The 26922-nt window shown below is 64.9% G+C and carries 19 protein-coding genes and 1 tRNA gene; 9 read left to right on the forward strand and 11 right to left on the reverse strand.

The window, feature by feature from the left end; translation table 11 throughout:
* Positions 1-73: 73 nt before the first annotated feature.
* The 3 genes from XdyCFBP7245_RS00890 to XdyCFBP7245_RS00900 all read right to left on the reverse strand — a co-directional run bounded on the left by XdyCFBP7245_RS00890 (position 74) and on the right by XdyCFBP7245_RS00900 (position 1811).
* The gene (locus tag XdyCFBP7245_RS00890) at positions 74-574 is read right to left on the reverse strand and encodes a MarR family winged helix-turn-helix transcriptional regulator (RefSeq protein ID WP_104613958.1); all 501 of its coding nucleotides are present in this window, start codon (positions 572-574) and stop codon (positions 74-76) included.
* 66 nt (positions 575-640) lie between these two features.
* Positions 641-1486, reverse strand: coding sequence for a DUF3298 and DUF4163 domain-containing protein (locus tag XdyCFBP7245_RS00895; protein ID WP_104613959.1), 846 nt, complete (start codon positions 1484-1486; stop codon positions 641-643).
* A 40-nt stretch (positions 1487-1526) separates the two neighbouring features.
* Positions 1527-1811, reverse strand: coding sequence for a GNAT family N-acetyltransferase (locus tag XdyCFBP7245_RS00900; RefSeq protein ID WP_104613960.1), 285 nt, complete (start codon positions 1809-1811; stop codon positions 1527-1529).
* Positions 1812-2024: 213 nt separating this feature from the next.
* Between XdyCFBP7245_RS00900 and XdyCFBP7245_RS00905 the strand changes: the two genes are divergently transcribed.
* The gene (locus XdyCFBP7245_RS00905; protein ID WP_104613961.1) at positions 2025-2225 is read left to right on the forward strand and encodes a hypothetical protein; all 201 of its coding nucleotides are present in this window, start codon (positions 2025-2027) and stop codon (positions 2223-2225) included.
* Positions 2226-2365: 140 nt separating this feature from the next.
* Here XdyCFBP7245_RS00905 and XdyCFBP7245_RS00910 read toward each other — a convergent pair whose 3' ends face one another.
* Together XdyCFBP7245_RS00910 and XdyCFBP7245_RS00915 are read right to left on the reverse strand one after the other, a co-directional pair.
* Entirely contained in the window at positions 2366-2974 is a 609-nt protein-coding gene (locus tag XdyCFBP7245_RS00910; RefSeq protein WP_104613962.1) for a rhomboid family intramembrane serine protease, read from the reverse strand.
* 7 nt (positions 2975-2981) lie between these two features.
* Complete coding sequence (locus tag XdyCFBP7245_RS00915) at positions 2982-4547, reverse strand: POT-type proton-dependent oligopeptide transporter (protein ID WP_104613963.1); 1566 nt, start codon at positions 4545-4547, stop codon at positions 2982-2984.
* Positions 4548-4831: 284 nt separating this feature from the next.
* On the opposite strand from XdyCFBP7245_RS00915, the gene XdyCFBP7245_RS00920 reads away from it, so the two are divergent.
* From XdyCFBP7245_RS00920 to XdyCFBP7245_RS00930, 3 genes are all read left to right on the forward strand, one after another.
* Positions 4832-6601: a M14 family metallopeptidase gene (locus tag XdyCFBP7245_RS00920; RefSeq protein WP_104613964.1), complete on the forward strand. Its 1770-nt coding sequence runs from the start codon at positions 4832-4834 to the stop codon at positions 6599-6601.
* A gap of 180 nt (positions 6602-6781) precedes the next feature.
* Entirely contained in the window at positions 6782-8971 is a 2190-nt protein-coding gene (locus tag XdyCFBP7245_RS00925; protein ID WP_170068461.1) for a beta-glucosidase family protein, read from the forward strand.
* Positions 8972-9102: 131 nt separating this feature from the next.
* Positions 9103-9189, forward strand: a tRNA-Leu gene (locus tag XdyCFBP7245_RS00930).
* A 517-nt stretch (positions 9190-9706) separates the two neighbouring features.
* On the opposite strand, the gene XdyCFBP7245_RS00940 is transcribed toward XdyCFBP7245_RS00930, so the two are convergent.
* The 5 genes from XdyCFBP7245_RS00940 to XdyCFBP7245_RS00960 all read right to left on the reverse strand — a co-directional run bounded on the left by XdyCFBP7245_RS00940 (position 9707) and on the right by XdyCFBP7245_RS00960 (position 16023).
* Entirely contained in the window at positions 9707-11122 is a 1416-nt protein-coding gene (locus XdyCFBP7245_RS00940) for a serine hydrolase domain-containing protein (protein ID WP_244907740.1), read from the reverse strand.
* Between the two features lie 170 nt (positions 11123-11292).
* A complete protein-coding gene (locus XdyCFBP7245_RS00945; RefSeq protein WP_104613967.1) occupies positions 11293-12873 on the reverse strand; it encodes a DHA2 family efflux MFS transporter permease subunit in 1581 nt (526 codons plus the stop codon).
* 6 nt (positions 12874-12879) lie between these two features.
* Positions 12880-14073 (reverse strand): HlyD/EmrA/EmrK family protein, encoded by a 1194-nt coding sequence (locus tag XdyCFBP7245_RS00950; protein WP_055845048.1) that lies wholly within the window; start codon positions 14071-14073, stop codon positions 12880-12882.
* 10 nt (positions 14074-14083) lie between these two features.
* A complete protein-coding gene (locus tag XdyCFBP7245_RS00955; protein WP_104613968.1) occupies positions 14084-15586 on the reverse strand; it encodes an efflux transporter outer membrane subunit in 1503 nt (500 codons plus the stop codon).
* On the reverse strand, positions 15583-16023 hold the full coding sequence (locus XdyCFBP7245_RS00960) for a MarR family winged helix-turn-helix transcriptional regulator (RefSeq protein WP_104613969.1): 441 nt from the start codon (positions 16021-16023) through the stop codon (positions 15583-15585). The genes XdyCFBP7245_RS00955 and XdyCFBP7245_RS00960 overlap by 4 nt, the downstream gene beginning before the upstream one ends.
* A gap of 123 nt (positions 16024-16146) precedes the next feature.
* Between XdyCFBP7245_RS00960 and XdyCFBP7245_RS00965 the strand changes: the two genes are divergently transcribed.
* The 3 genes from XdyCFBP7245_RS00965 (at position 16147) to XdyCFBP7245_RS00975 (ending at position 20640) form a co-directional block, all read left to right on the forward strand.
* Positions 16147-16998 carry an AraC family transcriptional regulator gene (locus XdyCFBP7245_RS00965; RefSeq protein WP_104613970.1) on the forward strand — a complete coding sequence of 284 codons (852 nt, stop codon included), beginning with the start codon at positions 16147-16149 and terminating at the stop codon, positions 16996-16998.
* A gap of 60 nt (positions 16999-17058) precedes the next feature.
* Entirely contained in the window at positions 17059-19302 is a 2244-nt protein-coding gene (gene parC / locus XdyCFBP7245_RS00970) for a DNA topoisomerase IV subunit A (protein WP_104613971.1), read from the forward strand.
* A 681-nt stretch (positions 19303-19983) separates the two neighbouring features.
* A complete protein-coding gene (locus XdyCFBP7245_RS00975) occupies positions 19984-20640 on the forward strand; it encodes a thiopurine S-methyltransferase (RefSeq protein ID WP_104613972.1) in 657 nt (218 codons plus the stop codon).
* Between the two features lie 282 nt (positions 20641-20922).
* Here XdyCFBP7245_RS00975 and bfr read toward each other — a convergent pair whose 3' ends face one another.
* Positions 20923-21408 (reverse strand): bacterioferritin, encoded by a 486-nt coding sequence (gene bfr, locus XdyCFBP7245_RS00980; RefSeq protein ID WP_074059611.1) that lies wholly within the window; start codon positions 21406-21408, stop codon positions 20923-20925.
* A gap of 264 nt (positions 21409-21672) precedes the next feature.
* On the opposite strand from bfr, the gene XdyCFBP7245_RS00985 reads away from it, so the two are divergent.
* Both XdyCFBP7245_RS00985 and XdyCFBP7245_RS00990 read left to right on the forward strand, forming a co-directional pair.
* The gene (locus tag XdyCFBP7245_RS00985) at positions 21673-24078 is read left to right on the forward strand and encodes a penicillin acylase family protein (protein ID WP_104613973.1); all 2406 of its coding nucleotides are present in this window, start codon (positions 21673-21675) and stop codon (positions 24076-24078) included.
* A gap of 593 nt (positions 24079-24671) precedes the next feature.
* The gene (locus XdyCFBP7245_RS00990) at positions 24672-26813 is read left to right on the forward strand and encodes a TonB-dependent siderophore receptor (protein WP_104613974.1); all 2142 of its coding nucleotides are present in this window, start codon (positions 24672-24674) and stop codon (positions 26811-26813) included.
* Positions 26814-26922 lie beyond the last annotated feature (109 nt).

Below are 26922 nucleotides of genomic sequence, written 5' to 3' on the forward strand. Positions count from 1 at the left end.
TAACGCCGCCCGGAGCAATCCGGACGGCGTTGTCGTTTTGGCCGTGGCGTGCGACGCAGCTGGCGCGTGACCTTCAGATCTCTATGGCGTCCACGCCATTGAGCAATTTCTTCAGCAGCTTTTCCAAACGCACCTGCTCGGCCTCGCTGATGTCCGCCGTCTCCTCGTGCAACAACGTGCATGCTTCCGGTAACACGTTTTCGATCAACGCCAGCCCGGCCGGTTGCAGGGTCAGCATGATCTTGCGCCGGTCATCGGGACTGCTGCCACGTGCGATCAAGCCCTTCTCGCACAGCTGGTCGGTGAGCCGGGTGATGTTGGCCGGCTTCTCGCTGGCCGCCTCTGCCGCCTCGGTCGGGGTAATCGCCTGTTCGGGCGTGCCGTACAACATCATCAGGATTTCGTATTCCGGCGGACTGATCCCGTACGGCTTGAGTCGCACACAACTGATGGTGTGCAGCCGCTTGTAGACATGCTTGATCAACCTCACCAGGACACCCGGCTCCCGCGGAAAGGCTGGGTAGCGCGCGCAGGTGTGGTCCACGCGATTTGCGGTTGGATCGAAACTACTCATATCACCCGTTTGGCTACATTACTGAATGGCCGAACCATTCAATCACATCACTTACGGGGCGACACCTCAGCGAGCGAAAAGATGTACATATTCCGGCGCGATCCACGGCATCAACGTGGATGCAGCGACCTCGGCCGTTTGCGTGCCATCCGAGTACGGCCCGACCTGATAAGGCGGAAACACGAAGCGCACTGCAACGATCTGCCCGGCCGCATTCAACACCGGGACGAACTGCGCGAAGTTGTCCACTTGCGCTGCAGTGCCTTCGGCGATCATGCGGTCGGCCGATGCGACTTGTTCGGCCTGTTCTTCGACCGGCACCCGATCGGCTTCCACACGTTGAGTGGCAGCGGCATGCAATTGCGCAGCGACATCGCGCCCGATCTTTTCCCATCCAGCCGGATCGGGAACCAACGCTTGTGCGGTCAGTTGCTTACGCTCCTTGATCAACCACACAAAGCGCGCCACCAGCGGCTCGCCGTGCGCGCCACCGGTATAGCGGCTGCCATCGGCAGAGATGACGATCAGGTCGGTGGTCTGCAATAGTTTTTCGAATGCCAGCGACAACTCATAAGGCGCCGCCGGCTTGTCGTTGCCCAGACCGGAGACGGCTTGCATCAGTTCGCTGCGGGCATCCTGCGCATACTTACGAATCAACGCGGCCAGTTCCGGATACGCATCCAGCCCAGGCGGATAGCTGATGCCGACCATATAGGCAGGCGCATGTTCGATCACATCTTCCAGCGGGCCGCTCTGCACCATCAGCGGTGCTGGAGCCAGCGTTGTCGCTGCGGCCACATCGGCGGCCGGTTCGATGGGCTCGACTGCTGCGGGTTCGCGCTGCGTACAGCCCGCCAACAGGGCCAGCATCAGCAGACCCCGCACACTCTTGAATCCAAGCAACCGCACCATTCCCACCTGCTCCCCTGATCGAACCATCTACTGCTGTCCGTCAGGCCAGCAGATCCTGAAACTGTTGATGCCGGCGCACGTAGGCGGCGGCGTAGCTGCACGCTGGCACGACCTTCAGGCCGGCCTCGCGCGCATGCTGCAAAGCAGACTCGACCAGCACGGCGGCAATACCGCGCCCTGCAATCGCATCCGGCACCAGCGTGTGCGTGATGGTCATGCGCGCACCCTCGATCTGATACACCAGCTCGGCGCGATGTCCCTCGGTGTCAACAACGAAGCGCTGCTGTGTCGGGTCGTGTTCGGCGTGCACTGTCGCTGCCTCCATCGTGGTGTGCGCCCGGCAGTGAATGTGCGGCAAGTGTGACCAGCGCGACGCCGCGCCTGCGTGAAAATGAATCCACGCTGTGACCGCCAGCCCGGCTTGGCAAAGACGTCCTTAAGTTCGCTCGGGCAGCGCCGATAGCTGACTCGAAGGCGCTTCCTGCGACCGGTCTCCGGCCTGGCCAGCGCCCTCGCCTTACCAACGAGGAGTCACCGCATGCACAACGATTCGGCAGGACACGGCACAGACAGCGACAGCTCGCTGCTGGAAGGCTTGTTCCAGTTCGCCATCACTGGCGACACCCACAACCCCGACTTCGCACAACTCAACGATACCGTCTACGAGCGTTTGCAGCAGGCCTACGGCGCGGTGTCGGGCGCGGCGCTCAGCACCGACCGGGAACGCAGCGCGGCCTGATGCCGGCATTTGTCCACCTGCCAGGACCTGTGACGCCATGGCGTCGGTCCTGGCACGGTTGCCGCACGCAACCGCTGCACTGATGCATTACCGCAACGCCGGCCAGCCCGGTACCCGAGCGGCCGGACCTGCCAGCGCCCTCAGCCGAAGCGCGGATTGGACAGCTGCTCCAGGAAGATCTGCCACACCCGCGGCTCCATGATCAGCATGAACATCACCCCGAATGCCGCACCGGCCAGGTGTGCACTGTGGTTGATGCGATCGCCGCCGCGGCGGTCCATCCACAGGCTGTAGCCCACGTAGAACACCGCATAGATGATCGCCGGTGCCGGAATGAACAGCACCAGGATGATGGTCCACGGCTGCAGCAGGATGAAGGCGAACAACACCGCCGACACCGCACCGGAGGCGCCCAGGCTCAGGTAGTTGGGATTCTTTTGGTTCTTCAGATAGCTGGGCAGGATCGACACCACCAGCGCGGCCAGATAGAACAACGGATAGGTCAGCACGCTGCCGGTCAGCTGCGTCATCACGTTCTCGATCACCCGTCCGAAAAAGAACAGCGTGATCATGTTGAAGACCAGGTGCCCCAGGTCGGCATGGATGAAGCCGTAGGTCACCAGGCGGTCGTACTGGCGCTGTTTGTCCAACGCCGGCGGCCACAGGATGAGCCGGTCGGCCAGCTTGCGGTTGTTGAACGCCATCCACGAGACGATGCCGGTGATGGCGATCAGGATCAGGGTAATCATGCGGACCTCAGGCAGAACGGTAATTGTCGACCATGCGATAACGGCGCGCGTACAGGCCAAAGGCCAGTGCTGCCAGAAATGCGAAGGCCGCGAAGAAAAACATCAGAAATGCCGCTTCGCTGAGCCCAGTATCGGCGATATGGGAGGTCACCGTCGCGTTGCGCACCGCCGCGTTCGATAGCAGCACCCATAGATTGCCCACCGTGGTGGTCAGATACCAGAAGCTCATCACCACGCCCTTCATCGACGGCGGCGCCTGGCTGTAGGCGAACTCGATGCCGGTGGCCGACACCAGCACCTCGCCGAAGGTGAGCAAGGCATAGGGCAGCATCTGCCAGGCGATATGCATCGGCTCGCCGCCGTCCATGACGACCTGGATCGCGCCGACCGCAATCCACGCCACGCCACTGAAGGCGATACCGCTGGTCATGCGACGCAACGGCGTCGGCTCCCAGCCACGACGGCGCAGCAGCGGGTACAGCACCAGGTTGTTGAAGGGGATCAGCAACATCACCAACAGCGGATTGAGCGCCTGCATCTGCGAGGCGGTGAACCACGCGGGCATGGTCATCTCGCGCCCCTGCAGCACCCAGGTCGAGGCCTTCTGATCGAACAACGAAAAGAACGGCGTCACCAGCGCGAAGATCACCAGCACCCGCAGCAAGGCGCGCACGCCTTCGACCGCTGCATCCGGATGCGTGCCACGCGCGCGTTCCAGCTGCCACCAGGTACCGCCGCCGATCCCGGCCAGCAGCAGCACCAGCGCCATGCACAGACAGATGACGATGCCCAGCGGCTCGATCAGCGTCATGCAGGCCAGTGCAGCGACCACCGCGATGATTGCCAACGCCAGACCAGGCCGCCCCTGCCCTGGCGCGCGTGCCAGCAATGCCGTACGCAGCACCGCGCCGAACCCGTGCGGGTCTTTCGGCGGCAACGGCACCAGCACGTAGCGCTTGCGCCCCAGCCAGAACACCAGCGTGGCCACGAACATCAAAATGCCCGGGATGCCGAATGCCCACGCCGGGCCCAGATGTTTCAGTGCCAGCGGGATCAGCAACGAGGCGAACAACGAGCCGAAGTTGATGATCCAGTAGAAGGCATCGAACACCACCTTGGCCATGTGTTTGTTGGACTGGTCGAACTGGTCGCCCATGAACGAGGCCACCAGCGGCTTGATGCCGCCTGCGCCCAACGCGATCAGGCCCAGCCCCACGAAGAAGCCGTGACGGCTGCCCTCGAACATCGCCAGACACGCATGGCCCGCGCAATAGATCAGGCTGAACCACAGAATGGTGTTGTATTTGCCGAACAGCCGATCGGCCAGCCAGCCGCCCAGCAGCGGGAAGAAAAACACCCCGATCATGAAGCTGTGCAGGATGTGCTTGGCTTCGGCCTCGCGGCCTGGCCCGCCAACCTCCTGCAGCAGCAGCGAGGTGATCAGAAACTGCACCAGGATGTTGCGCATCCCGTAGAAGCTGAAACGCTCGCAGGCTTCGTTGCCGATGATGAAAGGAATCTGGCGCGGCAGACGTGCGCCGGCCGTGGGGCCCGGCAAGGTCGAGGTGGTCAAAGGCGGTCCGGTCGAGCGAAGACAGGCCCTATCGTACCGGCGCCGAGAGCCCGGCCGCCATGTGGGAGCAGATCGGCCGCTGGCGTCGCGCGCTACGGGCATCGCGCCATACGCAATCGGCGCCGAGTGCGGGCGTACGCAGAACGCGTCGATCCCCGGGCAAAAGCACTGCTTTCGATTCGCTCGCGCTCGCTTGAAGTCGGCGGCCATGCCGCAGTGCAGATTGGCCTGCCAGCTCGGCTCGGCTACATTGCAAACGTTTTCCTGGAACACTGGACCGCTGGATGCCCCGCTTCACCCGCCTGGGCCTGAGCCTGTTGTTGTTGATCTGCGCCCCTGCCGTGCTGGCCGCCGAACCGCTGACCACCCAGGCCGAGCGCAGCGGCTTTGTGCAGACCGGCCGCTATGACGAAGTCATCGCACTGTGCGATGCGTTTGCGCAGCGCTATCCGCAGGCGGTGCGCTGCGTGGAGTTCGGCACCACACCGGAAGGTCGGCCGATGAAGGCCTTGATCGCCTCCACCAGCGGCGCGCTGGATGCGACCAGCGCCGCACAGCGCAAGCTGCCGGTGGTGTTGATCCAGGGCGGGATCCATGCCGGCGAGATCGATGGCAAGGACGCGGGCTTTCTGGCCTTGCGCCAGCTGCTCGATGGCAAGGCCGGCAAGGGCGTGCTCGACAAGCTAGTCTGGGTGTTCGTGCCGGTGTTCAACGTGGATGGACACGAGCGTTTCGGTGCCTGGAACCGCCCCAACCAGCGCGGCCCCGAGCAGATGGGCTGGCGCACCACCGCGCAGAACCTCAATCTCAACCGCGACTACGTCAAGGCCGACGCGCCGGAGATGCAGGCCATGCTGCGGCTGGTGCAGCAGTGGGACCCGCTGATGTACGTGGACCTGCATGTCACCGACGGCGCCAAGTTCGAGCACGACGTCTCGGTGCAGGTGGAGCCGGTGCATGCCGGCGACACCACGCTGCAGCGCGACGGCACGCGTTGGCGCGATGCGGTGCTGGGCGATCTGGCCAAGCAAGGCTCGCTGCCGCTGCCGTATTACCCCTCTTTCGTGCACGAAGACGACCCCAGCTCCGGCTTCGCCGACGACGTGTCGCCGCCGCGGTTTTCGCATGGCTATTTCCTGCTGCGCAACCGCTTCGGCATGCTGGTGGAAACCCATTCGTGGAAGGACTACCCGACGCGCGTGCGGGTCACCCGCAATGCCATCGTGTCGGTGCTGCAGCAGGCCGCAAGACATGGCAGCGCCTGGCGCGCCGATGCGCTGGCGGCCGATCAACGCGCCAGCCAGCTGGCCGGCATGCCCGAGCCGCTGCGCTTTGCCGCCGGCCCTGCCGCACGCACCGTGGCGTTTCGCGGTTATGCGTATACGCGCACGCCCTCGCCGATTTCCGGCGCGTTGATGACGCGCTACGACGAGAGCAAACCGCAGATCTGGAAGGTACCGCTGCGCGATCAGATCAAACCCGATCTGGTGGTCGACGCACCGCGTGGCGGCTATCTGGTGCCGGCAGCACAAGCGGCCTTCGTCGCCGAGAAACTACGTCTGCATGGCATCGATTTCCGCACCGTCGCCAGTACGGCCGAGCACCCGGTGCAAACCTTCCGTGCCGACACCGCCAACTTTGCCGCGCGCTCGAACGAAGGTCACCAGACGTTGGAGGTCGGTGGGCAATGGCGCGATGAAACCCGCAGCGTGCCGGCCGGCGCGTTGTTCGTGCCGATTGCGCAATCCAAGGCGCGCCTGTTGATGGCGATGCTGGAGCCGCAGGCACCGGACTCGTTGCTGCAGTGGGGCTTTTTCAACGCGGCCTTCGAGCGCAAGGAATACATGGAGGCGTATGTGGCCGAAGACGTGGCGCGCGACATGCTGGCCAACGACGCCGCGTTGAAGGCCCAGTTCGAACAGCGCATCGCCAGCGACCCGGAGTTTGCCAAGAGCCCGCAAGCGCGCCTGGAGTTCTTCGCCAAGCGTCACGCTTCCTGGGACGAGCGCTACCAGCTCTATCCGGTGCTGCGTACCGCGCAGACCGACTTCTAACCGCGCCGCCTCTCCAGGCGAGCGACAGAGCGGCGCCTGAGCGCGCCTCCCATCCGGGCATCTCGCTGCCCCCAATTTCGTCATGACTCAGCACCACAAGGACACCCCGTGCCACATCCCGCTATGAAACCGTTTACAACGATCACTCTTCGCCCGCGCCCGCGCGTCTCGGTGGTGGTCATGGGCCTGGGCATCGCGCTGTCTGCGCCGTTGGCACTCGCACAATCCGCAGCGGCAGCGCCGCCATGGATGGACACCGCGTTGACCGCTGACCAACGTGCGGACCGCCTGCTGGCGCAGATGACCGACGACGAAAAATTCCAGATGCTGCGCAGCTATTTCGGCCTGGGCACCGACAAGATTCCTAAGCCGGAAGGCGCGCTGGGGTCGGCAGGCTATGTGCCCGGCATTCCACGCTTGGGCATCCCGGCGCAGCAGCTGGCCGATGCCGGCGTGGGCGTGACCAATCCCGGCGGCATCCGCAAGGGCGACTTCGCCACCGCGATGCCGTCCGGCCCGTCCACGGCATCCAGCTGGAACCCGCAGCTGGCCTTTGCCGGCGGCAAGACCATGGGCCGCGAATCCTGGCAGCAGGGCTTCAACGTGCTGCTGGCCGGCAGCGTCAACCTGCAGCGCGATCCGCGCAACGGGCGCAACTTCGAATACGCCGGCGAAGACCCGCTGCTGGCCGGCACCATGGTCGGCGAATCGATCCGCGGCGTGCAGAGCGAACACGTGCTGTCGACGATGAAGCACTTCGCGCTCAACGACATGGAAACCCGGCGCAACTTCCATAGCGCCGAGATTGGCGAGCAGGCGATGCACGAGTCGGACCTGCTGGCCTTCGAGATTGCGCTGAAGATCGGCGACCCGGCGTCGGTGATGTGTTCGTACAACAAAATCAACGGCGTCTACGGCTGCGAGCACGATTACCTGCTCAACCAGGTGCTCAAGCAGGAATGGAAATACCCCGGCTATGTGATGTCCGATTGGGGCGGTGTGCACAGCGGCTCCAAGGCCGCGCTGGCCGGCCTGGATCAACAATCGGCCGGCGAAGTGTTCGATGCGGCAGTGTTCTTCGATGCGCCGTTGCGCATGGCGGTGGGTGCCGGCGTGGTGCCGCGCGCGCGCTTCGACGACATGGTCAAGCGCGTATTGCGCAGCCTGTTTGCGCATGGCGCGTTCGATCACCCGACCCAGCGCCAACCCATCGATGGCAAGGCCGGGCAACTGGCCGCACAGCATGTGGCCGAAGAAGGCAGCGTGCTGCTGCGTAATGAGCAGGCCCTGTTGCCGTTGTCCAAGGACGTGCGCCGCATCGCGGTGATCGGCGGCTACGCCGACAAGGGCGTGATGTCCGGCGGCGGCTCCTCGCGGGTGGACTACACCATCAATGGCGGCAACGCGGTGCCCGGGCTCACCCCGACCACCTGGCCGGGCCCGGTGATCATCCATCCGTCCTCGCCGTTGCAGGCACTGCGCGCGGCATTGCCGAACGTGCAGATCGATTATGTCGACGGCAAGGACCGCAATGCGGCCGCGCGTGCGGCCAAAGCAGCCGATGTCGCCATCGTGTTCGCCACCCAATGGGCCGCCGAATCGGTGGACCTGCCGGACATGCAGCTGCCCGACAACCAGGATGCGTTGATCGACGCAGTGGCCAAGGCCAACCCCAAGACCACCGTGGTGCTGGAAACCAACGGCCCCGTGCGCATGCCCTGGGCCGAGCGCGTACCGGCGGTGCTGCAGGCGTGGTATTCGGGCATCGGCGGCGGCCAAGCGATCGCCAACCTGCTCACCGGCGTGGTGAATCCGTCCGGCCATTTGCCGGTGACCTGGCCGGTGGACGAATCGCAGCTGCCGCGCCCGTCGATTCCGGGGCTGGGCTTCAAGCCGGCCAAGCCGGGCGAAGACAGCATCGACTACGCCATCGAAGGCGCCAACGTCGGCTACAAATGGTTTGCCGCGCGCAAGCTCACCCCGCGTTATCCGTTCGGCCACGGTCTGTCGTACACGCAATTTCGCATGGGCGGCCTGCAGGTGGACGCGCAAGGCAGCACCCTCACCGCGCGCTTTGAGGTGGAGAACACCGGCCCGCGCGAAGGCGCCGCAGTGCCGCAGCTCTACGTCACCTTGCCCGATGGCCATGCCACACCGCTGCGCCTGATCGGTTGGCAGAAGCTCACCCTCAAGCCCGGCGAAAAGCGCAGCGTGCAAGTGGTGGCCGAACCTAAGACGCTGGCCGATTTCGATACCAAGGCACGTCATTGGAAGATCGCTGCCGGCACCTACCGCGTGCAACTGGCGCGCTCGGCGAATGAGCCGGTGCAGAGTGCGGAGGTCCGCTTGCAGGCGACGCAACTGCCGTAACAAGCCGCGCGGCGCGCGCGATCCATGCGTCCGCCGCGTCCGGCTGCCGAGCGCTGCATGCCGCACACAAAAAATGTAAGAAAGTGCGTTGACAGCCGCACGCGCAGCTTGCACAATTCGCCCCCTGAGTCGCCCAGGTGGCGGAATTGGTAGACGCACTAGCTTCAGGTGCTAGCGGGGGCAACTTCGTGGAGGTTCGAGTCCTCTCCTGGGCACCACGACTCACGGTAGATCGTAAAAAACCTCGCTTCGGCGGGGTTTTTTGCGTTTGGGCGTTTGCTCTCGCACGCGGAGCGATTGATTCCTGCATCGCGTGGCCAAGTCACTGAGCACCAGCCAAGCTCACGCCGAGCAGCAAGCACAGAAGTAGTGATCCATCGCGATGTGTTGCAAACAAGACACATGGCTGCGCGTGGCCGCAGCGTTTTACGTAGATCCAACGCTGTACCGCGCCAGGCAGTGACTTTCGACACTCGCCGCACGCGATCCACACGCATGAGGATGCCGCGCCACCATCACGGCACTCCCCATGCGCCGCTCGCCGCCACGTGCCTCGTTGCTGATTGCCACGCTCAGCACGCCCGCGTGGGCACAGCAGGCGCATGCAAGCCCATCGCAGACGCATCAGGCGCAGGTGTCGTCGCACCAATGCGGCCTTGCTTGGCATAGCGTTCAATGTGCTCGCCGACAGCGGAGGCATCTGGCTCTACCGCGACAGTGGCGTGTTGACTGCGCTTAGTCAGGACTGCTGGATCTGTCCTTGATCGTTTGTCTGATGCGCTTGGCGCGCGCGACATCTCCCGCCGCCTCATACGCCTCCGCCAGGCTGTCCCGCGCATTGCTCGATGCCGGGAACAAGTCCACGTTGAGTGCAAACACCCTGATCGCGGCGGTGGCGCCCAGGTTGGACAACACGGTGTAGCCAGTCGCGTTGATCGCCCGTTCGAGCGCCGCATCGGACAGGCCGGGCCGTGCCCGAAGTGCCTGCGCGAAGGTGCGAGTCTCCCGCTCGTCAGGAGCGTGCAGTGCGAAGGCGATCAGTGTTTCAGCCAGCGATTTACTGGGAAACCGTTGCGGTGAGAGCGTGGCAAGGACGCTGTCCAGCAGCACCCTGCTCCACACACCGCGCGCACTGCCATTAGTGAGATAGACCACGCTGTAGCTGTCACCATCAAGCGTCGTATCGAACAGGATCCGCACCCGCACTCGCGCGCCGCCATCGTGGCCGACAGATTGATACGCATCGTCTTGCCCGACCTCCCAACCGCTGGCGAACCAGCCGCGCTGCCCGTTGGGAAGCGTCTGCGGTTGCCAGAGCTTGCGCAGGGTCTCCTTGCCCACCAGGCGCCCGGTCCGCACCGCCTCCAGAAACGTGCTCAGATCGTCGACGTTTGTGTACAACTGCCCATGCGCCAGCGCGTACTCCGGCCAGGCGACAGTGGGCTCCGGCTCCAGCTTGCCGTCGGTACCGAGATACGCGCTGGCCACGCTGTGCGCAGGCAGCAGTGGGCGCCCAATTGATGTGCGCGTCAGATGCAGCTTGGCGATGATCCGCTCCGATGCGATCTGTGGATAAGGCTTGCGGTAGTGGGCCTGCAGTAGCTGCGCAAGCACCACGTAATTGGTGTTGGTGTAGCGCGTTTCGCTGCCGGGAACGGCGGCCAAGGGCTGTGTGGCCAGTCGCTCGAACATCGCCTGCGCGCTGGACGCAAAGCGCGCATTGGCATCGTCCGCGCCACGCATCTGCGACGGTTCGAAGTACTCCGGCAGACCGGAGGTGTGATCGAGCAGCTGCCGAACGGTGATGTGCTTCCAGGGTTCTGGTAACGCAGGCAGATACTGCCTGGCCGGCTGATCCAGGTCGATCTGCCCTGCCTCGACCAGCTGCATGATCAAGGTGCTGACAAACAGCTTGGCGACCGAAAACGCCGGAAATATCTGCTCGTCCGTGACCGGCTGCTGCGTCTGCAGATCTGCAACGCCGTCGACTCCGCGAAACACCCGCTTGCCGTTGTGCACGACAACCACCGCCTGGCCGACGATGCCGTAGCGTTGCCGATTGAGCTGCATCTGCCGGGTCAGGCGGTCGGCAAGAGGCTCAGGCGTGGCAGCGACGGGAAAGCAACAGCACACCGCAAGACACAGCAGCAACCATGCAAACCACTGCGGCAGCTGTAGTCGCCGCGCTGGCAGAGGCGATGATCGCGACGTGGCTGGCGAAGCTCCATCCGTGAATGCCCTACCTGCCCAACACCTGACCATCGGCGCTGCTCCTGAGTGAACAGCGCCAGTCTAGCCGAGCCGCACAACCTGACGTGCGCTCAGTGCCCCCCAGCCGCCGCCGCGCCACCGGCGCCAGCGCCGAACGGCGGTTTGGCCAACCACAGGAAGAAGATGATCACCAGGAACGTCCAGCCGAGCAGATAGAAGATGTCGTTGAAGCCCATCTGCGAGGCCTGGTGGTTGATCATGTTGTTGAGCGAGGCCGCGCCGCGCTGCAGGTCGCCCTGCCCCATCGCGGCGACCTGTTCCTGCATGCCGGGCGTGTAGACCGAGATGTGTTCGGTGATGTGCGCGTGGTGCACCTGGGTGCGGCGCGCCCACAGATACGTGGTCAGCGATGCAGCGAAGCTGCCGCCCAGCGTCCGCAGGAACGTAGCCAGGCCGGAGCCGGCCGCGATCTCGCGCCCGTCCAGATCCGATAGCAGGATCTGCAGCACCGGCATGAAGAACAACGCCACGCCGACGCCCATCAGCAATTGCACGGTGGCCACGTGGCTGAAGTCCACCTGCAGGTTGAAGTTGGAGCGCAGGAAGCTGGTGAACGATAAAAAGATAAAGGCGACGGTGGCCAGCATGCGCAGATCGAACCGCAATGCGTACTTGCCCACGAACGGGGTCATCAACACCGGCAGGATGCCGATCGGTGCGGTGGCCAGGCCGGCCCAGATCGCGGTGTAGCCCATGTCGCGTTGCAGCCACTGCGGGATCAACAGGCTCACGCTGAAGAACGCCGCATACGCCACCACCATCGCCAAGGTGCCGGCGCGGAAATTGCGGTGCCGAAACAGTTTGAGATCGACGATGGGGTCTTTGTCGGTGAGTTCCCAGATCACGAACACCACCAGCGCCACGGCGGCGACACAGGCCAGCACCACGATCTTGTCGGACGAGAACCAGTCTTCGTCATTGCCCAGGTCCAGCACCAGCTGCAATGCGCCCACGCCGACCACCAACAGGATCAGGCCGATGTAATCCATGCGCGGTTTTTCGAGCTGTTCGGGGCGATGCCGCAACTGCGAGCCCACAATACTGCTGGCGATGATGCCCAGCGGCACGTTGATCAAAAAGATCCATTCCCAGCTGTAGTTGTCGGTAATCCAGCCGCCCAGGATCGGCCCGGCAATCGGCGCGACCACGGTGATCATTGCGAGCAACGCCAGCGCCTGCCCGCGTTTTTCGCGCGGGTAGATCGACACCAGCAAGCTCTGGGTGATGGGATACATCGGCCCGGCGACAAACCCTTGCAGCGCGCGCGCGACCACCAGCATGCCCATGCTCTGGGCAAGCCCGCACAGCAGCGAGGCGATGGTGAAGGCCAACGTGGACCACACGAACAACTTGGTCTCGCCAAAGCGCCGGCTCAACCAGCCGGTCAGCGGCAACGCGATCGCCGTGCTCACCGCGAACGAGGTGATGACCCACGTGGCCTGCTGCGAACTGGCGCCGAGATTGCCGGCGATGGTCGGCAACGAGACGTTGGCGATGGTGGTGTCCAGCACCTGCATGAACGAGGCCATGGCCAGACCCATGGTGCACAACGCCACGCTGGCCGGACGAAAGCCGGCAGCGGGCGCCGGCGCCGCCGGGCCGCCGGACGCGGTGGGAGCTTGCGAAGACATGGTGGCTTAGCCCGCCTTGCTGGCAGCCTGCGACGGCAGGTTGTCCTGGATGATGCGATGGATGTCGGCGTCGGCAGCCTGCAACTGCTGCGCATACACATCGGTGGAGAACACCGAACCGGTCGCCAGCTTGGTCGGCAGCACGCTGCCCTGCTGGTCGTGCAGATTGACGTCGACCTTCATCGACAAGCCAATGCGCAGCGGGTTGTCGGCCAGTTGCTTGCTGTCCACCGCAATGCGCACCGGCACGCGTTGCACGATCTTGATCCAGTTGCCGCTGGCGTTTTGCGCCGGCAACAGCGAGAACGCGCTGCCGGTGCCCAGGCCCAGGCTCTCGATGCGACCGGTGTAGTCGACGCCACCGCCGTACAGATCCGAATGCAGCTCCACTTCCTGGCCCAGGCGCATGTGCTTGAGCTGAGTTTCCTTGAAGTTGGCTTCCACCCACACCTGCTCCAGCGGCACCACCGCCATCAGCACACTACCCGGCTGCACGCGCTGGCCAACCTGCGCCGAACGGCGTGCGACATAGCCGGACACCGGTGCCACCACACCGGTACGCGCGTGGTTGAGATAGGCCTGACGCACCTGCGCTGCAGCCGTCTGCACATCCGGCTGATTGGACAGCGCGCTGTCGTCGATCAACGCACGGTTACGCTCGAAGCTCTCGCGCGAGCCGCTCACTGCCGCTTCGGCGGCAGCCAGTTCTTCGCGGACATGCGCCAGTTCTTCGTTGGAGATGGCGCCGCTGGCAGCAAGATTCTTGCGTCGCGCAAAGTCGGCACGGGCACTGCGCAAGGTGACTTCGCGTGCCGACAACTCGGCCTGCGCGCCTTCCACGCTGCGGTACAGACCCCGCACCTGGCGCACGGTCTTGGCCAGATTGGCTTCGGCCTGCTGCAACGCCACTGCGGTATCGGCCGGGTCCAGTTGCACCAGCAGCTGGCCACGTTCCACGCGCATGCCGTCTTCGGCACCGATGCTGACCACCGTGCCGCCCACCATCGGGGTGATCTGCACCTGGTTACCCTGCACGTAGGCGTCGTCGGTGTCCTCGTACCAGCGCCCGACCAGGACGTACCAAGTCACGATGCCGATGATCGCCAGGATCACCACAATGGCCACGATGCGCAGCGCCGCACGGCGCTTGCTGGGTGCGGCGGGCGCGGGTTGGGAAGAAGTTGGAGTCGTCTGGCTCATCGTCGATGTCTCAGGAATTCGGTTGTGCGGAAGTGGGCGCGGTGTGTGCGGGCTCCGGCGTGAATCCGCCGCCCAGCGCACGCTGCAACCTCACCGAGGCCAAAAGTTGTTGCGACTGCAGCCCGGCCATACGCTGGCGTGCGACAAGCAATTGCTCCTGCACGCTGAGCACGTCCAGATAGCCGCCGATACCGGCGCGGTAGCGCTGCTGAGCCAGATCGAATGCCGCAGCAGCGGTCTGCACGGCGTCGTCCTGCGCACGTGCGCGTTGCTCCAGCGAACGTACTGCGTTGGCCTGGTCGGCCACTTCGCGCAGTGCCGCGATCACCTTCTGGTTGTAGTCGGCTACCGCCAGGTCGTATTGGGCGTCGCTGCCGGCCAGACTGGCACGCAGCTTGCCGCCGTCGAAAATCGGCAGGCTCAATGCCGGCGCAACCACGCCGAACACCGACGCGTTTTCCAGTAACTGGCCGACATCGCGGTTCACCACGCCGCCCAGGGCGATGATGTTGAAGCTGGGATAGAAGCGCGTCTTGGCCGTGGCGATGTCCTTGTCGGCCGCCTCCACGCGCCAGCGCGCAGCCACTACGTCCGGGCGACGGCCGAGCAGATCGGCCGGCAGGTTGCTCGGCAGCTGCGCGGCAATGGTCGCGCCCAGCACCGGGCGTGCGATGTCCAGCCCGCGGTCCGGACCCTGGCCAAGCAACGCCGCCAGCGCGTTACGCGCCTCGTCGATCTGTTGCTGCGCCGACTGCACCTGCTGCTGTGCGGCCGGCACCCGGGCCTGCGCCTGACGCAGCTGCAGATCGCTGTCGATGCCGGCACTGCGGCGCTGCTGGGTGAGCTCCACGGTCTTGCGCGAGCGCGCCAGTTCTTCGTCGGCCACATCGTGCAGACGCCAGGCGTAGTCGAGCTGCGCATAGGCTTCGGCGATCGCCGCCGACAGGTTCAGGCGCGCTGCCTGCGCATCCACCTCGGCCGCGTGCGCGGTGTCCACTGCCGCTTCCCAGGCGGCGCGCTTGCCGCCCCATAGGTCCACGCCGTAGCGGAAATCCACCACCAGCTGACCGTTACCGCCAAAGCGTCCGCCGCGTTCCTCGCCGGCCACCGATTCCGGCAACTGCACGCCTGCGTAGCCGCCGGAGACCGACAGGCTGGGGCCGCGATCGGCCTGCGCGGTGCCGATACGGGCCTGTGCCTGGCGCAGGCGCGCGTCGGCGGCGTCGAGGCTGGGGCTGTGCTGCAGGCCTTCGCCGATCAGCGCATTCAATTGCGCATCGCCCAGCGCGCGCCACCAATCGCTGGCCGGCCATGCCGCCGGGCTCAGCCAGGTTTGCGCCAGGGTGCGCTCGGCATGCAGCTGGCTGGCGTCGAGCACGGTGCCTTGCGGCGCCAGCCCACGGCTGCTGGCGCAGGCCGCCAGCGCCAGCGTCAATGCGGTGAGAACAAGCGGCCGCGCCAGGCGCATCGAGCGCGGGCGCAGCGTCTGGATGAAGGAACTAGCAGCGTTCATGAGTTGAGTGCATCGCGGACACGGATAAGAAGGGAGGTGAGTTGCTCGCGCTCAGGGGCATCCAGGTCGCGCAGGCCATGCTCGATCGCACGTTCGCCACGCAAGCGCAGCCGTTCCCACAGCGCCACACCCTGCTCGGTCATGACGATCTGCAGCGCGCGCCGGTCCTCGGCATGCGGCTCGCGCCGCACCGCGCCCAGTGCCTCGAGCTTGTCGAGCAGGCGGGTCACCGCGCTCGGCGTCTGGTCCAGCGCCTGCGCCAGTTCGTTGGCCGTGCAGGGAGAACGCACTGCCAGGATCTTCAGACCGACGTAGTGGCTGAAACCGAAATCGGGCAGCTCGCCCTTCATCTCGGCATCGAGCTGGCGCATCAGCGCGTCGCGCACTTGGCGCAACAGCAACCCGAACGACGGCGGAGCGGTGGGCGTTAAATTCATACGACACATTTTGTTCTGAAAAATATATTTGTCAACGCAAATATCTCAACCGGGATTAAACCGTCAGCAAGGAATTGTCACCTTACGCGCCGCTTTGGCTGGCCTGGTAATACAATCAAGCCAATGACTATCGAAAACCCGCCAACGACGGTGGATGCACTGCCGCCCGGCGTGCGTGGCAGCTTCGAATGGGCCGACGGCCCGGTGCTGATCGCGTTCCTGGCCGACCTGCGCGCGGTATGGGCACCGGAAACCGCATGGCATGCGCATGTGCGCGGGCAGCTGATGGTCGTCGAGCAAGGCGTGCTGACCGTGCATACCGAACAGGGCGCGCTGTCGCTGCCGCCGGGCTGCGCCGGCTGGATGCCGCCCGGCCAGCAGCACACCGTGGAGCTGGCCGGTCCGATGCGCGGCTGGGGCGTGGTGGTGCGGCCGGATGCCTGCGCCGCCCTGCCCGCGCAAGGCGGGGTGATCCGGCTGACCGGGCTGGCCCGCGAAGCGATCATGCGCGCCGCCAGCTGGCCGCTGGATCAGCCGCTGGATACCGCCCAGCAACGGCTGGCCGCGGTGCTGCTGGACGAGCTATGCCAGGTCCAGATCGACCACCTGCACCTGCCGATGCCGGCCGACCGCCGCCTGGTGCGGATTGCCCGGCAATTGCTCGCCACCCCCGCCGACCCGCGCCCGCTCGATGCCTGGGCCGATTGGGGCGGGCTGTCGCCGCGCAGCCTGAGCCGGCATTTTCGCGACGAGACCGGGTTGAGTTTTGCGCAATGGCGGCAGCAGGCCCGGCTGGCCGAAGGCCTGCGCCGGCTCAGCCAGGGCAGCGCGGTGGCGCAGGTGGCCGACCAGCTCGGCTACAGCAGCCCCAGTGCCTTCGTCAGTGTGTTTCACCGCCATTTCGGCGCTCCGCCCACCCGTTATCTGGCTGCCGGCCACGCGCGCGGCTTGGCATCCCCCGCCGCATCCGGATAATCGGCGCTCTTCGAGTCCGCGCTCTGGTGCGGGCTCTTCTTTCGCAGGACCTGGCTTTACATGACCGATCTGACCCGCCCCACCTTCCACGGCTTCGAACAGCTGCCGCTGCGCGAGTACGCCGAACGCGCCTATCTCGATTATTCGATGTACGTGGTGCTCGACCGCGCCCTGCCGTTCCTGGGCGACGGCCTGAAGCCGGTGCAGCGCCGCATCATCTTCGCCATGAGCGAGCTCGGCCTAAACGCGGCCGCCAAGCCGAAGAAGTCCGCGCGCACCGTGGGCGATGTCATCGGTAAGTACCATCCGCACGGCGATAGCGCGTGCTACGAAGCGCTGGTGCTGATGGCGCAGCCGTTCTCGTACCGCTACCCGCTGATCGAAGGCCAGGGCAACTTCGGTTCCACCGACGATCCCAAGTCGTTCGCGGCGATGCGCTACACCGAGTCCAAGCTGACCCCGATCGCCGAAGTGTTGCTGGGCGAAATCAGCCAGGGCACCACCGACTGGGCGGCCAACTTCGACGGCACCCTGGAAGAGCCAACCTGGTTGCCGGCGCGCCTGCCGCACCTGCTGCTCAACGGCACCACCGGCATTGCCGTCGGCATGGCCACCGACGTACCGCCGCACAACCTCAACGAGATCGTCAGCGCGCTGCTGCGCCTGCTCGACAACCCCGATGCCACGGTCGCCGACCTGTGCGAGCACGTGCTGGGCCCGGACTACCCGACCACTGCGGAAATCATTACCCCGGCTGCCGACCTGCGCAACATCTACGAGACCGGCCATGGCAGCGTGCGCGCACGTGCCACGTATAAAAAAGAACACGCCAACATCGTCATCGATGCGCTGCCGTATCAGGTATCGCCGTCCAAGGTGATTGAACAGATCGCCCAGCAGATGCGCGCCAAGAAGCTGCCGTGGCTGGAAGACATCCGCGACGAATCCGACCACACCAGCCCGGTGCGGGTGGTGCTGGTGCCGCGCTCCAACCGCGTGGATGCCGAGCAATTGATGGGCCACTTGTTCGTCACCACCGATCTGGAACGCAGCTACCGCGTCAATCTCAATGTGATCGGTCTGGACGGCCGGCCGCAGGTGAAGAATCTGCGCCAGCTGCTGACCGAGTGGCTGACCTTCCGCAGCGATACCGTCACCCGGCGCCTCAACCATCGCCTGCAAAAGGTCGAGCGTCGCCTGCACCTGTTGGAAGGCTTGTTGATCGCTTTCCTCAATCTGGACGAAGTGATCCGCATCGTCCGCAGCGAAGACGAACCCAAGCCGGTGTTGATCGCCCGTTTCGCGCTCAGCGAGGAACAGGCCGAATACATCCTGGAAACCAAGCTGCGTCAGTTGGCGCGCCTGGAAGAAATGAAGATCCGCGGCGAGCAGGAAGCGCTGGCCAAGGAACGCGCGCAGTTGATGGCCATCCTGGAAAGCAAGACCAAGCTGAAGAAGCTGATCAAGGACGAGCTCACCGCCGACGCCAAGAAGTTCGGCGACGCACGTCGCTCGCCGCTGGTGCAGCGTGGCGCCGCGCAGGCGATCGACGAAACCGAGATGGTCGCCAGCGAACCGATGACGGTGGTGCTGTCGGAAAAGGGCTGGGTGCGCGCAGCCAAGGGTCACGAGGTCGATCCGGCCGGCATGTCGTATCGCGACGGCGACAGCCTGCTGGCCGCAGTGCGCAGCCGCAGTACCCATCAAGTGGCGTTTCTGGATTCGGATGGCCGCGCCTATTCCACTGCCGTGCACACGTTGCCCTCGGCGCGCGGCAACGGCGAACCGCTGACCGGGCGTTTTTCGCCGGCCTCGGGCGCGTCGTTCCAGGTCATGGCCAGTGCCGACAACACCACCCGCTTCGTGCTGGCGTCCTCGCACGGCTACGGTTTCGTGACCCGTTTCGAAAACCTCACCGGCCGCAACAAGGCCGGCAAGGCGATGCTCAACCTGACCACCGGCTCGCATGTGCTGAGCCCGGCGCAGGTGAGCAACCCGCAGACCGACCGCATCGTCGCCGTCACCAGCGCCGGCAACCTGCTGGCGGTGCCGGCCACCGACGTGCCCGAGCTGGACAAGGGCAAAGGCAACAAGATCATCGAGATCCCCAAGGCCAAACTCGGCACCGAGCGCGTGGTGGCGGTGGTCGCGGTGGCACCGGGCAACACCCTGCTGGTCCGCAGCGGCGCACGTACCATGAGCCTGTCGTTCAAGGATCTGGACACGTATGTGGGCACACGTGCGAGTCGCGGCTCGTTGTTGCCGCGCGGGTGGCAGAAGGTGGATGGACTGGAAGTGCAGTAACGGTCTGTCATCGCGGTGATGCGCGGCGGCACGGTTGGCACTGACGCTGAGCCCTGATTCACTGAGGCGCAACAAAAGGTGGACAGGCTGGAAGCTCATTAACGGTGGTTCGCTGACGCGCCGCGCGACTGCACGTTGTCCGGGCGTTTTGAGTGGCTAATAAAATCACCGCCAGATAGGCGCGGCCGGCGTTGTGGTTCCTATCAGCACACGGCCAAATTACAGGTGCGATGTCCTCAGCGCTCGCGGGACCCTGTGGCGACATGAATGTCGCCACGGAGTCTCCATGGATGGATATACGACGTGTCCCGCGAGCGCTGAGGGCATCGCGCCCTCGATCAGCTCGGCTTGGAACAACGAGACGACGCTGAAGCTCAAGCTCTGCCTCGCACGGTGCGGATGCGTCGGTTGTAGCGTGGTTGATCTGCGGATTTACTGCAGGGCCCTTGCCCGCCCACCATCGCAGGACACGCTGCAAGTACGTCCATGTAAGCTCTTATGCGGCATCCATGCCGCATAAGGTCCCGCGACGGCGGGCGGGCAAGGACCAGTCAAGATGGTCGGTGTGCATGTCGCGCGGATGCCGGGCGCGGTGCGGTCTGATCGGCTCCTTTAGATCTGAGATGTCACTGCTATTCCCGCCACTACGTCACTCGTCAACGCAACCAACAAGGCAACAGCATGGACACAAACTTCTGGCTACAGCGCTGGCAGGACGGACAGACCGGCTTTCATCAGGATGAGGTGATGCCGCTGCTGCAAAAGCACTGGCCCGCACTGCAGTTGCCACGCGCTGCATGCGTGTTGGTGCCGCTCTGTGGCAAGACACTGGACATGCATTGGCTGGCTGCGCAAGGCCATCGTGTCCTGGGCGTGGAGCTCTCGCCGCTGGCCGTGACGCAGTTCTTCGATGAGGCCAACCTGCAACCGCAGCGCCACACCAGCAGCGCTGGCGAACATTTCGTCGCCGGCCCCATCGAAATCATCTGCGGCGACGCCTTTGCGCTGGACGCAAGCGTATTGGCCGATTGCACGGCGGTCTACGACCGTGCTGCGCTGGTGGCCTTGCCGGCGGATCTGCGCCGGCGGTATCTGCAAACCACCTACGCGCGCTTGCCTGCCATGTGTCGCGGGCTGCTGATCACGCTGGATTATCCGCAAGCCGAAAAGGCCGGCCCACCCTTCGCGGTGGATACGTCCGAGGTGCAGACGCTGTTTCAGGCGCAATGGCAGGTGCAGCAGTTGGAACAGCGCGACATCCTGGAGCAGGAACCGCGCTTCCGTGCCGATGGCGTCACCGCACTCTACACCGCGGTATATCGCCTGCAACGCAGCTGACACCCGGCCTCACCGCCGGTGTCGGCTACCGCGGCTGACCGCAGGCAACGTCGAGACAAGGTCTGCAACGCCACTCTCGACGTCTGGACGGCCTTGACGAAAACGTCGGCACCACGCCGGTGATCTATCTCAGCTCGACCAGCGGTAGAGCGATGAGATCAGCAGAGCCGATCTGGCGCAATCGATGCGTGGGCCGTCTATCGCGCTGGCCCATATGCCGAGGCCACCTCCGCCACCGCCGCGCGGCTTTGCACCGCACAACGGTCAGCAGCGATCCCGCAATCAACCGGCCACGTGGCCCTTGTCGATCTTCGAGGTCTGGTACAGCTCCAGACCGATCCGCTTGATCAGGCCGAGCTGCTGCTCAAGCCACCAGGCATGGTCTTCTTCGGTGTCCTGCAGCTGCTTGAGCAGCATGTCGCGGCTGACGTAATCGCCGTGCTCTTCGCACAGCTTCATGCCGGCAGCGAGCGCCGCGCGGACTTCGTATTCCACCACCAAATCGCGCTCGAGCATCTCGACCACGGTCTTGCCTGGCGCAAACTCGGCCGGACGCATATCCGGGTCGCCTTCCAGGAACAGGATGCGACGCAGCAATGCGTCGGCGTGCTCGGTTTCTTCCTGCATCTCGTGATTGATGCGCTCGTACAGCGCCATCAGGCCCTGATCCTCGTAGCGGCGCGAGTGCAGGAAATACTGGTCGCGTGCCGCCAGTTCGCCGCGTAGCAGCTGCTTGAGGTAGTCGACGACTTCGGGATGGCCTTTCATGGTGTGCTCCAGCAACGCAATGCGCGCATGGTGCACTAAGCCGGCGGGCAATGATCTAATCGGAATCACTTTCAGTTGCGCTTGCGGCAAGACCGCTCGCGGTCATGATCTGCGGCCACACTGAGACGACCCACACCACCACAGCGCAGCGGCAAACGGGTGGTATCGGCCGGCATGCATTTGATGCGCCAGTGCTGCTGCTCCCGCCCCACTGCCGGCCCAGGTCTGTCGGCTACCCATGAACCACGCTCCAAGGAACAGACGATGCGCAAATGGCTGACCCGGCTGATGTTGGCAACTGTGGTGCTGGTGCTCGCCGCCGGCCTGACGCTGTATCTGCTGCTGCGCGGCAGCCTTGCGCAGCTGGATGGCGACACGCCCTTCACCGGCCTGGCCGCCGCCGTCAGCGTGCAGCGCGACCACAACGGCGTGGTCACCATCGACGCGGCCAGCCAGGCCGATGCGATGCGCGCACTCGGCTACGTGCATGCGCAGGAGCGCTATTTCGAAATGGACCTGATGCGCCGCGCGCCTGCCGGCGAATTGTCCGAACTGTTCGGTCCCAAGGCGGTGGATCTGGACAAGCGCAACCGCGTGCATCGGCTGCGCGCACGCGTGCATGCCAACCTGGACATCGCCGCCGGCAGCCAGCGCGCGGCTCTGCAGGCCTACACCGACGGCGTGAATGCAGGTCTGGCCGCGCTGCCGGTGCGGCCGTGGCCATATCTGCTGCTGCGCCAGACCCCGCGCGCCTGGACGTTGGACGACTCCATCCTCACTGGCCTTGCGATGTATGCCGACCTGCAGGACAGCGACAATCAGACCGAACTGGCTGCCGCGCGCATCCGCGCCGTGGTGCCGCCCGCCCTGGCGGCGCTGCTCGATCATCAAGGCTCCAGCTGGGATGCGCCGCTGTTCGGCGCCGCGCACGGCGATGCCGTGTTACCCGATGCGGTTGCGCTGGATCTGCGTCGCTTGCCGCATCCGCCCGCTACACCGCCTGCCGAGCACCCCACCCCGGGCAGCAATAATTTTGCGGTGGATGGCAGCCTCACTGCCGACGGCCGCGCCATCGTCGCCGACGACATGCATCTGGGCCTGCGCGCGCCCAACATCTGGTTCCGCGCGCGGCTGCGCTATCCCGACACCGCGGCGCCGGACGGCAAGGTGGACGTCACCGGCTTCACCCTGCCCGGCCTGCCCGCGGTGGTGGTCGGCAGCAATGGCCATGTGGCCTGGGCGTTCACCAACAGCTATATCGACACCGCCGACTTTGCGCGGATTCCCGCCGCCACGCCCGAGCATCCGCAAGCCCTGACCACGCATGTCGAAACGATTCGTGTGGCGGGCGCGGCGCCGGTGCGCCTGGAAGTACGCGAAGCGGCGTGGGGGCCGATCCTGCATGAAAACCCGGATGGCAGCCTGCTGGCGCTACGCTGGGCCGCGCAGCTGCCAGGCGCGATCCGTCTGGACTTCGCGCAGATGAGCAGCGCACGCGACTTGCAGAGCGCATTTGAAGTGGCCGACCGCTCGAGCATTCCGGCACAGAACCTGTTGCTGGCCGACCGCAGCGGGCGTATCGCCTGGCGCCTGATCGGCGCACGTCCTGCGCGCAATGCCGGATGCGGCCCGACCGGCATTGCCGAGCTTGCGACCTCCGCAGCGCAGCCGACATCGCCCACACCTCCTGCGCCGGCCGGCACACCGCCGCCCACCTGCATGCCATGGCCGGTACGCAGCGATGCGGCGCCGGCATTGATCGACCCGCCCTCGCATCGGCTATGGACAGCCAATAGCCGCGTGGTCGACACGCAACAACTGGCCACGCTTGGCAACGCCGGCTACGACCTCGGCGCGCGTGCGCAACAGATCCGCGACGACTTGTTCGCAAAGCAGCGTTTTAGCGAGCGCGATCTGCTGGCGATCCAGCTGGACGACCGTGCGCTGTTGCTGACGCGGTGGTGGCAGCTGTTGCGCAGCGTGGTCGAGCACAGCAAAGACCCGGCGTTGCAGCAGATCGAACAAGCAACGCGCCAGTGGGACGGCCATGCATCCACCACGTCGGCCAGCTACAGCATCGTGCGCGATTTCCGCAGCAAGACCATCGATGCGGTAGAAGCCGGTCTGCTGGCGCCCGCCCAATCCGCGTTGGGCGAGCAGTTCCTGACGCCGCGCCGCGCACAGCTGGAAGGCATCGTCTGGCCGATCTTGCAGCAGCGCCCCGCCAACCTGCTGCCACCTGCCTTTGCGAGTTGGGACCAATTGCTGAGCGATGCTGCACGCAATGCGCAGGCGGAGTTGATGGCGCAGGCCGCCCCAGGCCAGCCACTCGACAAGCGCACCTGGGGCGAGCGCAATACCGCCGCCATCTGCCACCCGATCGCTCGCGCGCTGCCGGCGTTGGCCGCGCGCTGGCTATGCATGCCGGCCGACCAACTCCCAGGCGACCGCGACATGCCGCGCGTCCAGGGCCCGGCCTTTGGCGCCTCCGAACGCATGGTGGTGTCGCCCGGCCACGAACAGGACGGCATCGTGCACATGCCCGGCGGTCAGAGCGGACATCCGCTGTCGCCGTTTTGGGGGGCGGGCCACGACGATTGGGTGCATGGCCGCCCCACGCCATTCCTGCCGACCACCACAACCCACACGCTGCGTTTGCAACCGCAGTAAGCGCGCTGGCGTTGTTCGATCTGTCGGATACCGGTCTCGACGCAACCGAAGAAATGGTCGAGCCGCAGTCGCCCCTCTCCTGCGGGAGAGGGGTTGGGGTGAGGGTACGTGCGCACGCCATGCGACCGATGGTGTGCGATGCGACGCATGCTCGGCTTGTTTCAAGCGGCTTGTGCATGACAGACACCACGAGGTTTCGTACGTCCCCTCATCCGCCCTTCGGGCACCCTCTCCCATCGGAAGCAGGAGAGCGCTGCACTTCTGACGTCTGCATGTAGAGCAGCTAACAAAAAGACTGTGCAGCCACGAGGCGGGCGCGGCCGGTGCTCGATGCGGTATGGACCACGCATACGCTCCGCTTACTCCGCGCGCCCCCCGCCTGACGACTGCTGGCTACGTTTTGTTAGCCACGCTTATGATTTGCGTTTGGCGTTTGGCGTTTGGCGTTTGGCGTTTGGCGTTTGGCGTTTTGGATGCTGCACCTTGCACATCTGCACGTTTAGCGTCCAGGCATCCGCATGGCTGGCGGGGCATGTCATCAAGCGAGCACAGCATGATAAGATGCACTTGATAACCATTATCATTAACAACCAATGCGCCCCACGCTTCTTGTCACCGCGCTGACCGCTGCGCTTGCCCTGCCCTCGCCCTCCGCTTTCGCTCAGCACACCAGCAGCCCGCCTGCGGTCACCGAACTCGATGGCATCAACGTGGTCGGTCGTGCGCAGACGTTATACAAATCCGACGATGCAGCGGTCGCCACGCGCACCGATACGCCGCTGTCGCTGGTGCCGCAATCGGTGCAGGTGCTGCCGCGCGAGTTGATCGACGACCAGGCCGCGCGCCAGATCACCGATCTGTATCGTAGTATCAGCGGCATCAGTTTCTTCAGCTACGCGGGCGTCACCTTGCGGGGTTTTCGCCAGGAAAACGTGCTGTATGACGGTCTGCGTGGCGATCCGTATGCAGGCTTCTCGGTGCCGCAGCTGTTCAACATCGAACGCGTGGAAGTGCTCAAGGGCCCGGTGGGTGCGTTGTATGGCGGCGGCGAACCCGGCGGCGTCATCAACTACGTCACCCGCAAGCCTGCGCACCAGACGCAGCGGCGCGTGGAGCTGCAGCTGGGCAATCAATCGTTCGGCGCAGCGTCGTTCGAAGCCACTGGCCCGGCGCGCGAAGACGGCCGCATCCGCTATCGCATCGGCGCCTATGCCGATGGCGAGGATGGCTTTCGCCGGAACACCGATAGCCAGAGCCAGATCGGCGATGCCTCGGTGGCCTTCGACGTCGGCGACACCGGCGAGCTCATCCTGCAATACACCGATATCACCCAGAACCTGGGCGGCAATCGCCTGCGCGGCGTGCCGGTCGATGACGACGGCAATTTCCTCACCGACCGTCGCTGGAACCACAACGAGCCCACCGATTTTCTCGACATGCGTGCCAAAGTTGCCTTCGCGCAGTATCGGTTTGCGCCCTCCAGTGCGTGGGATGTGGACATGGCGCTGCGCTGGTTCAAAAACGATGAGCACCAGATCTATCACGAGCCGATGGGCTTGATCGACCGCGATCGCGACGGCACCGCCGAATGGATGACGCGGCAATTGCGCAACCAGTACCGCGACAACGATGCGATTTCCAGCAACGTCAATGCGGTGTTCCGCACCAGTACCGGTGCCATCGCACACAAGCTGCTGATGGGCGCCGATTACTATCGCCTGGACGCCGATTTCCGTGCGCAAACGGCCAATACCGCAGATAGCGGACGCGTGCGCGGGCCGGTGCCGGGCATCGACTTGTTCAACCCAGTCTACGGGCGCAGCGGCTTTTACGATTACGGTCTGGACACGCTGCCCTGGCGTGCCACCAGCACGCGCAGCCTGCGCTACGGCGCGTATCTGCAGGACGAACTGACGCTGACGCCACGCTGGTATGCGATGGCCGGACTGCGCTGGGATGGCTTCAAGGACGACAACCTGCTGGATGGCTCGCGCATCACCGGCAACGACCTCAGCTGGCGCGTGGGCAGCACCTTCGTGCTGCGCGATGGCGTCAATGCCTATGCGAGTTACGCCAGCGGGTTTGTGCCGCAGGACGCGGCAAATCAGGATGCGAGCGTCGGCGGGCCGTTCGACCCGGAGCGCAGCAAGCAATGGGAGCTTGGCCTGAAGACCGCGCTCAACGATGGCGGCCTGACGCTCAACACCGCGCTGTATCGCATCGAGCGCAGCAACATCGTGCAGGCCAACGGCAGCGTCGTCGATGGCGTCAACCAACTATCTGCGCTGGGCCTGGTGCGCAGCGAAGGGCTGGAGGTCGACCTGCTGGCCGATCTGACCCAGCGCTGGGTGCTCAACCTGACCTACGCCTACAACGATGCGCGCGTGCTCGATGCCGGTAGCGACGGCATCACCAATGCATCGGGCGATCGCTTCGCCAACGCACCGCGCAACACGCTCGGGCTGTGGACCCGCTATGACCTGCCGGCCTGGCGCTCGGCGGTGGCTTTCGGCGCCGACTACGTGGGCGAGCGCGTCAGCCTGGACGGCCAGCGCGTGAAGCCGTACGCCATCTACGACATCAGCTGGCAGACGCAATGGGACGCATGGAAGCTGCAGATCAACGTCAAGAATCTGTTCGACAAGGTGTACGCGATGAGCGGCTTCAATGCGCGTGGCGGGCACTTTCCGGGCGAGCCGCGACGCATCTATGCGCAGTTGGCCTATACCTTCTGAGCACGGCGACTCGTCGCTCAAACATCTGCAGCACGCGACGCTTGCAACGACGGTGTCGCCATCCGGCAAGCATCGCCATCACGCTTGCGTCCATGCAACACGCACTCGC

This window comes from Xanthomonas dyei, assembly GCF_002939865.1.
Taxonomy (GTDB): domain Bacteria; phylum Pseudomonadota; class Gammaproteobacteria; order Xanthomonadales; family Xanthomonadaceae; genus Xanthomonas; species Xanthomonas dyei.

Coding starts and splice junctions, on each gene's coding strand:
- XdyCFBP7245_RS00890 (WP_104613958.1), bottom strand. CDS start 574: ATGAGTAGTTTCGATCCAACCGCAAATCGCGTGGACCACACCTGCGCG.
- XdyCFBP7245_RS00895 (WP_104613959.1), bottom strand. CDS start 1,486: ATGGTGCGGTTGCTTGGATTCAAGAGTGTGCGGGGTCTGCTGATGCTG.
- XdyCFBP7245_RS00900 (WP_104613960.1), bottom strand. CDS start 1,811: ATGGAGGCAGCGACAGTGCACGCCGAACACGACCCGACACAGCAGCGC.
- XdyCFBP7245_RS00905 (WP_104613961.1), top strand. CDS start 2,025: ATGCACAACGATTCGGCAGGACACGGCACAGACAGCGACAGCTCGCTG.
- XdyCFBP7245_RS00910 (WP_104613962.1), bottom strand. CDS start 2,974: ATGATTACCCTGATCCTGATCGCCATCACCGGCATCGTCTCGTGGATG.
- XdyCFBP7245_RS00920 (WP_104613964.1), top strand. CDS start 4,832: ATGCCCCGCTTCACCCGCCTGGGCCTGAGCCTGTTGTTGTTGATCTGC.
- XdyCFBP7245_RS00925 (WP_170068461.1), top strand. CDS start 6,782: ATGGGCCTGGGCATCGCGCTGTCTGCGCCGTTGGCACTCGCACAATCC.
- XdyCFBP7245_RS00945 (WP_104613967.1), bottom strand. CDS start 12,873: ATGTCTTCGCAAGCTCCCACCGCGTCCGGCGGCCCGGCGGCGCCGGCG.
- XdyCFBP7245_RS00950 (WP_055845048.1), bottom strand. CDS start 14,073: ATGAGCCAGACGACTCCAACTTCTTCCCAACCCGCGCCCGCCGCACCC.
- XdyCFBP7245_RS00955 (WP_104613968.1), bottom strand. CDS start 15,586: ATGAACGCTGCTAGTTCCTTCATCCAGACGCTGCGCCCGCGCTCGATG.
- XdyCFBP7245_RS00960 (WP_104613969.1), bottom strand. CDS start 16,023: ATGAATTTAACGCCCACCGCTCCGCCGTCGTTCGGGTTGCTGTTGCGC.
- XdyCFBP7245_RS00965 (WP_104613970.1), top strand. CDS start 16,147: ATGACTATCGAAAACCCGCCAACGACGGTGGATGCACTGCCGCCCGGC.
- parC (WP_104613971.1), top strand. CDS start 17,059: ATGACCGATCTGACCCGCCCCACCTTCCACGGCTTCGAACAGCTGCCG.
- XdyCFBP7245_RS00975 (WP_104613972.1), top strand. CDS start 19,984: ATGGACACAAACTTCTGGCTACAGCGCTGGCAGGACGGACAGACCGGC.
- bfr (WP_074059611.1), bottom strand. CDS start 21,408: ATGAAAGGCCATCCCGAAGTCGTCGACTACCTCAAGCAGCTGCTACGC.
- XdyCFBP7245_RS00985 (WP_104613973.1), top strand. CDS start 21,673: ATGCGCAAATGGCTGACCCGGCTGATGTTGGCAACTGTGGTGCTGGTG.
- XdyCFBP7245_RS00990 (WP_104613974.1), top strand. CDS start 24,672: ATGCGCCCCACGCTTCTTGTCACCGCGCTGACCGCTGCGCTTGCCCTG.